This is a genomic window from Alkalibacillus silvisoli (genome assembly GCF_039521975.1).
In the GTDB taxonomy this organism is placed as follows: Bacteria; Bacillota; Bacilli; order Bacillales; family Alkalibacillaceae; genus Alkalibacillus; species Alkalibacillus silvisoli.
In genome coordinates, this window is record NZ_BAAACZ010000026.1 from 22,960 (window position 1) to 32,186 (window position 9,227).

Genomic DNA, 9,227 nt, shown 5'->3' on the forward strand with positions numbered 1-9,227 from the left:
TGATAAATCGACTGCGAGCGCTGATAAATGGAGCCCGAGCGCTGATAAATCGACTGCGAGCGCTGATAAATGGGGCCCGAGCGCTGTTAAATCGACTGCGAACGCTGATAAATCGCGGTGAGCGCTGATATATTGCGGCGAGCGCTGATAAATCGACGGCGAGCGCTGATATATTGCGGCGAGCGCTGATAAATGGGTGCTGAGCGCTGTTATTTTTCAATCGATACAAGCCTCATCAATTTCCGTTCTAAAACTATCACCTTGAAAATTTTCTAAACTATTATATGATTAAGAAAGAATATATTAGGAGGAATACGTTTGTATGATTGATATACATAGCCATATTTTACCTAATGTGGATGATGGTGCATCTACATTGGATGATAGTATACAAATGGCAAAAGCTGCTCAATCTGAAGGTATTACGACGATTTATGCTACACCGCACCATTTAAATGGCCGTTATGAGACGAGCCCTTCACTAATCAAAGACAAAGTTAGTGAGCTTAATCGGGAGTTAGAAAACAGGCAGATTAATTTGAAGGTGAAAGAAGGACAGGAAATTAGGGTAAATGGAGAGATTCCTGAATTGCTTGAAGATGGTGAGGCGATCCCTTTAGGAAATGATTCAAAGTATGTCTTGATTGAATTCCCATCTAGCCAGGTCCCTAGATACGCTAAGCAGACTTCTTATGACATGCAGCGCATGGGGTATCAGCCGATTATTGTGCACCCGGAGCGTAATAGCGCCATTTCAAAGTACCCGAACATTTTATATGAACAAGTTAAGCGCGGGGCGTTGACACAGTTAACCGCTTCAAGTGTAGCCGGGAAGTTCGGTAAAAAGATTCAGGCCCTTTGCTTTGATTTAATCGAAGCGAACTTAGTCCACTTTATCGCATCGGATGCCCATAACACATCATCGCGCGGATTTCATATGAAAGAAGCCTTTGACATTTTAGAAGATAGATATGGGGCTGGCTTAGTTGAGTTATTCAAAGAAAATGCCGAAACTGCTGCAACAGGCGAACCCGTTATATGTGACCCGCCGATGGAAGTGAAAAAGAAGAAGAAGCTGTTGGGAATTTTTTAGGATTAACTGGTTTAATGACAAATGATGTAAAAGGCTGTCACAAGCGGAATTTCGATGTGGCGGTCTTTTTTTGTTTGGTGGCTGGGGAATTTATCAGCGCTCGGGGGTGTTTTATCAGCGTTCGCACTCTTTTATCAGCGTTCGCACTCTTTTATCAGCGTTCAGCACCCATTTATCAGCGCTCGCAACTCTTTATCAGCGTTCAGCACCCATTTATCAGCGTTCAGAGCGTTTTATCAGCGTTCAGCACCCATTTATCAGCGTTCAGAGCGTTTTATCAGCGTTCAGCATCTTTTATCAGCGCTCAGAGCGTTTTATCAGCGTTCAGCATCTTTTATCAGCGCTCAGCGAGTAATCCCGATGTAAAAGCCTGCCATCAATGTGATGGCAGGCTTTGGTATTAATGGTCTTCTCTATTATCTGACTTGTTACGTGTTGGGTTGGCAATCTTCTTAAGAAGTGTTAACACGGGTTGTTTCCCGCCTAACACTAATCCGACAATTTCTGCGATAATGTGGATGAGTAGAAAGGCTAAGAATGCGAACAATATTGAAGCACCTAGCGTTGAATAGCCGAATAGGATCGCGAGTGCGCCGAATAACGCGCTGAATAGATATATGACTAATACGGCGCCGCGGTGTGATAATCCAGCATCGATTAGTTGGTGGTGGATGTGTTTGCGATCAGCTGTCATGACACTTTCGCCGTTTTTCAGGCGTCGAATAATTGTGAAGAATGTATCGACTATAGGTACGGCGACGACCATTAATGGGATGATAAAGCTAAATAGTGCGACGTTTTTAAATAGTCCAAGCATGGAAATGATCGCGACCATATAGCCTAAGAAGAGTGATCCTGAATCACCCATATAGATCCTGGCTGGGTTAAAGTTATAGTATAGAAAACCTAAATTCGAACCAATTAAAATAATCGCTAAAAATGCTGCTGCAAAATTTCCATCTATAAATGACATGATTAAAATCGCTGTTAAAGCAATGCTCGTCACACCTGCAGCTAGTCCGTCAAGACCATCTATTAAATTTATCGCATTAGATACGGCTAAGATCCATATAATAGTGATGATGATACTTAAGTTGTTAAGCTCGATTTCACCAAAGAATGGAATATTAATTCGTTCGATGAGTAAGCCTGATGAAACGATCATGACCGCAGCAAGCCCTTGCCCTGCAAGTTTATATACAGGTCTTAAATTGAATAAATCATCAAAGAAGCCTGTTAAAAGCATAATGAATGCACCAATAACGATTGCTAATTGGTGTTCATGACTGGGCCAGAACATAATATAAGCAACCATCACACCACTGAAGATCGCAATTCCACCGAGATAGGGCTTCTCTTCTGTATGCATTTTACGTTCATCAGGGCTATCGACAATTCTATATTTAATCGCGATTTTTCTGACTATAGGTGTCATGACTAAAGCTGTAATTAACGCGACGAAAAAACTGATCATTAAGATTATATAATTCATATTAAATACCTCTTCATTCTGATTCAAAACCCATATACATATTAGCACATAATGAACTGTAAATAAATGAAATGTAAAGTATACCTCATAAAATATAGTTTGCATAGTTTGATAAAACATTCTATAATTTATAGAGTTAGGAATTAGTATATTAGAAGGGGAAGCTTATGGGTAGAAAAGAACAGCGTAAAAATCGCAAGCGAAGACGTTTAAAACGCTTTATGTATATATCATTCGCACTATTACTATTAATTGGTGGTGTCGTTTCATATTTCGCTTTCCAAACATTCCAAGCCGCTAGTAGCTCCTATGATGACTTAGGCCGCGGGCAATCTGACTTACGTGATGAAGCTGTTAATATTAGTGATGATCCTTTTACTGTGTTAGTTATGGGGGTTGAAGACTATGAAACAGAAGGTGCTTCAGGCCGGACAGATACACTAATGTTAGTCACGTTTGACCCTAATGATCAATCAGCGAAAATGTTAAGCATTCCGCGTGATACACGTGTTGATTTCGCTGGGATGGAACGCACAGATAAGATTAACCACGCTTATGCTTTCGGTGAGAAAGAAATGACGATTGACACGGTTGAAAAGTTTTTAGAGGTTCCGGTCGATTATTATGTATCTGTTGATTTCGATGCCTTCATTCGTATAGTTGATGTGTTAGATGGTGTGACGGTTAACGTACCATTTGATTTCGAACAGAAAACAATGGCACCTGATTCTTATTACGTCGAGTTCTATGAAGGTGAACAGCATGTTAATGGTGAAGAAGCTTTAGCCTTCGTACGAATGAGAAAACAAGACCCACGCGGTGACTTAGGCCGAATTGAACGTCAGCAAGAATTTTTAAATGCTTTGGCAGACGAGGCAATGTCATTACAATCATTAACACGAATTGACCGGATTGCTGATGTCGTTGGTGAAGAAATTACGACAGACATTCGAATTCGTGATGGCTTTGGGATGTTATTGAATTTAAATAACTTCGATCGCGATAATATTGAGTCAGTCGATTTTGATACGTATCACCAAATGTTAAATGGTGTCAGTTACCAAATTCCAGATAATGATTCATTAGAAGAAGCGCGAACGAAACTTAAAGAGCATTTACAATTGATTGAGTCAACTTCAGAACCTACTGATGAAGAAGGTGCTGAAGATGAAGAAGAGCAATATTGACGATTAGGAAGCTTTCGCCAGAATTTTGGCGAAAGCTTTTTTCGTTATCAGCTCTGGCGCGGGGGCGCGGCTCGGGATTAGGCGTTCGTCTGATTATCGTGAGTTTCGCCTGAATAATGAATTTTTCGCCTGATTATTGTGATTTTCGCCTGATTGTCAGTTAATCAGGCGATCTTTAATGATCAATCTCCTTAGCGGGCTCAGAGATTTTCCCTAACTTACAAACTCCAATAATAAAATCCTTCTCGTACACATTCGCCGCGGTCATATATTTCTTTTATATCAATTAATACTCTTTTGTCAGCATTTTTATAAGTTTGACCTAGCATATCAATGGTATATCGCTCTTTAAATACGTCATGACCAACTGCAACGACAATCGCATCTAAATCTTTTAATTCATCTTCACTCGCAAGCTGTAATCCATATTCTTGTTCTACATCCTCATGATTCACGAGTGGATCATGCAGAATGACATCGATTTCGTACTCTTTAAGCTCCTCAATTATATCCATGACTTTCGAGTTTCTGACATCTTGAATGTTTTCCTTAAAGGCTAGTCCTAAAATGGCGACTCTTCCACGTGATATGTCTTGTTTCGCCTGTACCATCTTTTTAATGACATTTGCTGCGACGTGCTTGCCCATTGAGTCATTAATTTTGCGTCCGGCTAAGACGATCTGTGAATGATAGCCGAGCTGTTCAGCTTTATAAGTGAAATAATAGGGATCTACCCCGATACAGTGCCCGCCGACTAACCCTGGGGTGAACTTCAGGAAATTCCACTTCGTCCCTGCCGCTTCAAGCACCGCTTTCGTCGGAATCCCCATCCGATTAAACACCATCGACAATTCATTCATAAACGCAATATTAATATCACGCTGAGCGTTTTCGATCACTTTCGCTGCTTCAGCTACTTTAATCGATTCAGCCTTGTGAACACCTGCTTCGATAATCGACCCATAAAGCTTAGCAACCTTCTCAAGCGCTTCTTGATCAGACCCAGATACAATCTTAACAATCTTCGTAATCGTATTTCGCTGATCACCTGGGTTAATCCGCTCTGGCGAATAGCCGACTTTAAAATGCTGATTCAGTTTAAACCCCGACTCGTCCTCTAAAATCGGCACACAAACCTCCTCAGTCGTCCCAGGATAAACCGTTGATTCATAGACGACGACTGCCCCCTCTTTCATATTTCGTCCCACAGTCTTACTCGCACCAATGACTGGATTTAAATCGGGTGTTTTATCCGTATTAATTGGCGTTGGTACGGACACAATATGATATTGGCAGTCTGATATGTGCGATGGGTCATCTGTAAACGTGATGGAAGTATCCTTTAACACTTCATCTCCCACTTCACCTGTTACATCATGTCCTTGTTCATATTGCTTTATTTTATACTGATTAACATCAAAGCCGATCACATCATACATTTTCGCTAATTCAATAGCTAACGGTAAACCAACATATCCTAATCCTATTACTGAAACTTTCTCTTTATCCATTTGCATCACCTATATTCTTAATACCCATGAACGAACATAGATATACCAAAATTTATATTACAAACTTAAAGATTTATTTTCACTTCGGTTAAGGTTCATTTAAATGGGTTTAATTTAGAATTTATAAGGTATATCATGTGCAACTAAGCCCATAGGAGGTGCTATATCCATGCAGTGGTATGAAATGTTGAAAGAATACTTCCCAGAAGAAGAGATGAAAACAAAGCAACACTTAAATACATTACTAGCTGAGAAAGATCACTATTACCTAGATTCAAGTGAACAACATGTATTACTCTATGCCGAATTTAAAACTTTTATATTCGTCGATTACATGTATGTCAGAGGAACGAAAAGGCACAAAGGCGTCGGCAAACAATTAATTCATAAATTAAAACAAAAAGGAAAACCTATAATACTAGAAGCAGAACCACAAGACCCTAATGATGCTGACACGAGTAAACGATTACGATTTTATAGCCGTGAAGGGTTCAAAGAGGCTGATTCTATTCAATATACGAAACATTCATTACTAACAAACGAACGCGTGAACTTAGATATATTGTATTGGGACCCTAGTGAAAATGAAACACAGCTTTCCATTTATACAAAAATGATTCAAATGTATGAGGAAATTCATACCTTTAAAGAATTCGAACACTATCATGACGTTCATCCTAGGGCTCACGATGTCATTCACTTCGTCAAACAAGAGCACAATTTGCCTAGCTAAGTCGAATGGACTAAGCAGTGTAACAAGGTTACGAGCGCTTAATCTGTCGAAACAAAAATGTAAGACCCCGTTAACATTAATTTTTAGCATTTTGTGGAATAATACGGACTAAGAAATGGGGGTATCACAATGTTTTCCATTACAACACCATTTAAAAAGCAAAAAAAGCAAAAGCAAGCTCAAGTGAAACCGCAAGTACAATATGTTGGGTGTATGCGTAACTCAAGAACACCTAAAGACTTCTTTAAATTATTGTCACAGGCTTGTGCTCATTATGATTTGACGCTTGTGTATTTTAGTCCCAAAGATGTAGATATGGACAGGGGAACAGCGAACGGTAAAGTGTTAGTTAATGATGAGTGGATCAAGCGTGAAGTGGATATCCCGAGGTTTATCGATGTGTCTAACTTCTGTTATAAACACAGAACTATTATGAATTATCTAGGGCAAGTGTCAACTTTATCTAGCGAAAGAATTGGTTCAAAATCTAAGTTATATAAAGCAATTAAAGAATCGGGCAGCTTTGACCACTTAATCATTCCTTATATAACTACAGACAGTCCTAAAGAAGTCTTTGAATTTCTGTTTCAACATCAAGAGGTCATATTAAAACCTAAAATCGGTAAGAAAGGTGAACACATTTATAAATTAACTTTTATTGATACAAACGAATTTAAAGTCAGTTATGAAACTAATGAGCAAATAATAGATCGTGAAGAGTTAATTAGTTTTTTTACAGAGTTAGTCACTAAAAAGAAATACATTTGCCAACGTTACATTCATTCTTATGACAATAATCATAACCCATTTGATTGTCGAATAAGGTTAGAAAAGAATTTAGAAGGAAAATGGGAGATTGCGATAAACCTAGTTAGAATATCAAGCAATCAAAAGGTGGTATCTAATGTTGCTCAAGGGGGATATGTCTCAGAACTTGAGTCTTTCTTAAAGGTTAACTACCCTGAAAACTGGGAAACAATTCAAAATGAAATAATTCAAGTGGGTGAAGGGCTGCCCTTACACATTGAAAAGGTCACCGGTAAAACATTAAATTCACTTGGTATTGATATTGGTATAGATCAAGATGGTAAACCATATTTGTTTGAAGCTAACACAGCACCAGGTGTTGATTATGCACTTGGGGAAATTGCAATGATTAAAAGTGGGTATTACTATTTCATGATGAATCGCGCTATGCATAATAAAAATGCTATCTAGCCTCCTTAGGATTTATTTTTAAGGTTTGATTGTTTTCGACAGCTGTTGCATAATATTCAATAAACACTTATAATGTATAAGGTTAAATAGAATAATGATTAATGCACAACTTATATGGAACAATAAATTTAAAGGAGTAGTCGAAATCATGGAAAGACCCGTAGGAATTTTAGGTGGAATGGGACCAGCAGCTACAGTCGATTTATTTGAAAAAATCGTATCTAATACAACAGTTGTTGAAGACCAAGAGCATATACCTATTTCCATATATAATAACCCTCAAATACCATCAAGGATTGAAGCTGTATTAAAAGGCGGTAAAAGTCCCATTGATGAACTGATAAAATCGGCAAAAGAACTAGAGAAAATGAATGTAGAATTCATTGTAATGCCCTGTCATACTGCACACTTTTGGATCGATGAATTACAGGCTAATATCAATACACCTATAATTAGTATGGTTGATAACACTTTAGAGCTATTAGTGAATGACTCTAAATATATAGATAATAAAGTATTATTACTGGCTTCTCCTGCAACCGTAAAAACAAAAATTTATGAAGAGAAATTTAAAACTGAAAATGTAGATTTAGTAATACCTACAGAGGAAGAACAACAAGTGATTACTCAATTAATTCTTAATGTTAAAAAGGGATTATTGCCACCTACTGAAGATTTAGAAAAACTTTCTCCAATTTTAAGTAAATATGAAGATAAAGGTGTTGTTGGCCTAATTGGAGGTTGTACGGAAATTCCATTGATATTTCCTTATATCGACCACCAAATGGTTAAAATTGATACAACATTACAATTAGCTAAAAAGGTAATTGAATTAAAACAGTCTTCAAAAACTCTTTTAAAAGTATAAAATTTATTTTAAAAAGCAAGAGCCTCTAATGCAGAGGCTCTTGCTTTTTGTTAAATAGTATAAATATATTCTACAATTCACTCAAAAAATTAATCTGAATAAGTTGGTACATCTAAGTTTATAATATCTATACCTAATTCCTGATACAGGTTATACATGCTACCGACTTGTTTATAAGCCCAGCCAATATCAGTTGCATATTGGTGAGTTGCTCTACCTGATGAATCCATCGCATCAGGATTCCACCGCATTTTATATAGAGTATTCTGTCCTACTCTTATATAGTCATCACCAATAAATTGCGCTCCACCAACAATCGATTCTTCTGGTGTGTACCAACCTCTTCGATAAGCTTCAAATGCTCCCTCTCTTTTTGGATCACGATCAACTGCTCCAATACCATACATATTATAAGTAGTTTCAATTTCTATTAAACTACCTCTATTGTCATCATCAACAAGTTTTAGATTTCCATCTTTATCCTTACCTACCTCAATACCTGTAGCTAAATCAGAGGACCCATGTCCAGTTTCAAGTATTGCGTGTGATATAAGATATACATCATTCACACCGTGTGTTCTACTTGCCTCAATAAATGCCTGAGCTTTACCATCCAATATTCCCTTACCACCTAGGTGATTATTTAGTACTTCTATTGAAGCATTACTAGTTCTTGACAGGTCAAGGAACTGAAATCTCTGTCTCTCATCATCTAAAAAGTTCGTTGGGTTTAAGTAGTATTCTACATCCTCTCGCGCTGCACTCACCCATGAACCTGAAGAATATTCAATTTGATACCATCCATTAACTTCACTTATAACATTTACTTCTGTTCCGTTTGACAAAGATCCAACCCTATCATTTGAAGTATCAGGACCTGTTCTAACATTTAAAGCACTAGCAGTCACTTTATAATCCTCATCAATATGGTTCGCATGTACATACGCATAATGTTTATCTGTTTGTGGATTAACTCTCATCTGCATATCAGTTGCTTCTGATAAACTAATATCATATGATGAATACCTTATAACACTTTGTGCTTCAGATAGAACTCTTAAAGATACCTCATCCATTATCCCACTGACAGGTAAACCATATGCTTCCTGAAAATCTCTTACGACA

9 protein-coding genes are annotated in these 9,227 nt (G+C 37.8%); 6 read left to right on the plus strand and 3 right to left on the minus strand.

Annotation, left to right across the window (positions count from 1 at the left end; genetic code table 11):
• The first annotated feature begins 322 nt into the window (after positions 1 to 322).
• Together ABDZ63_RS13420 and ABDZ63_RS13425 are read left to right on the plus strand one after the other, a co-directional pair.
• Positions 323 to 1,093, plus strand: a complete 771-nt coding sequence (locus ABDZ63_RS13420) for a tyrosine-protein phosphatase (RefSeq protein ID WP_343784294.1) — start codon at positions 323 to 325, stop codon at positions 1,091 to 1,093.
• A gap of 14 nt (positions 1,094 to 1,107) precedes the next feature.
• On the plus strand, positions 1,108 to 1,497 hold the full coding sequence (locus tag ABDZ63_RS13425) for a hypothetical protein (protein ID WP_343784296.1): 390 nt from the start codon (positions 1,108 to 1,110) through the stop codon (positions 1,495 to 1,497).
• Here the strand turns inward: ABDZ63_RS13425 and ABDZ63_RS13430 are convergent.
• Positions 1,494 to 2,585, minus strand: coding sequence for a glycosyltransferase family 4 protein (locus ABDZ63_RS13430; protein WP_343784298.1), 1,092 nt, complete (start codon positions 2,583 to 2,585; stop codon positions 1,494 to 1,496). The two genes, ABDZ63_RS13425 and ABDZ63_RS13430, sit on opposite strands and share 4 nt — an antisense overlap.
• A 167-nt stretch (positions 2,586 to 2,752) precedes the next feature.
• Between ABDZ63_RS13430 and ABDZ63_RS13435 the strand changes: the two genes are divergently transcribed.
• Positions 2,753 to 3,772, plus strand: a complete 1,020-nt coding sequence (locus tag ABDZ63_RS13435) for an LCP family protein (RefSeq protein ID WP_343784300.1) — start codon at positions 2,753 to 2,755, stop codon at positions 3,770 to 3,772.
• Positions 3,773 to 3,990: 218 nt separating this feature from the next.
• Here ABDZ63_RS13435 and ABDZ63_RS13440 read toward each other — a convergent pair whose 3' ends face one another.
• Complete coding sequence (locus tag ABDZ63_RS13440) at positions 3,991 to 5,283, minus strand: nucleotide sugar dehydrogenase (RefSeq protein ID WP_343784302.1); 1,293 nt, start codon at positions 5,281 to 5,283, stop codon at positions 3,991 to 3,993.
• A 169-nt stretch (positions 5,284 to 5,452) separates the two neighbouring features.
• On the opposite strand from ABDZ63_RS13440, the gene ABDZ63_RS13445 reads away from it, so the two are divergent.
• The 3 genes from ABDZ63_RS13445 (at position 5,453) to cuyB (ending at position 8,102) form a co-directional block, all read left to right on the plus strand.
• Complete coding sequence (locus ABDZ63_RS13445) at positions 5,453 to 6,016, plus strand: GNAT family N-acetyltransferase (protein ID WP_343784304.1); 564 nt, start codon at positions 5,453 to 5,455, stop codon at positions 6,014 to 6,016.
• Positions 6,017 to 6,145: 129 nt separating this feature from the next.
• Complete coding sequence (locus tag ABDZ63_RS13450) at positions 6,146 to 7,234, plus strand: YheC/YheD family protein (RefSeq protein ID WP_343784306.1); 1,089 nt, start codon at positions 6,146 to 6,148, stop codon at positions 7,232 to 7,234.
• Positions 7,235 to 7,382: 148 nt separating this feature from the next.
• Entirely contained in the window at positions 7,383 to 8,102 is a 720-nt protein-coding gene (cuyB, locus tag ABDZ63_RS13455; protein ID WP_343784308.1) for a cysteate racemase, read from the plus strand.
• 89 nt (positions 8,103 to 8,191) lie between these two features.
• Here cuyB and ABDZ63_RS13460 read toward each other — a convergent pair.
• On the minus strand, positions 8,192 to 9,227 hold a 1,036-nt coding region (locus ABDZ63_RS13460), incomplete at its 5' end, for an SH3 domain-containing protein (RefSeq protein ID WP_343784310.1).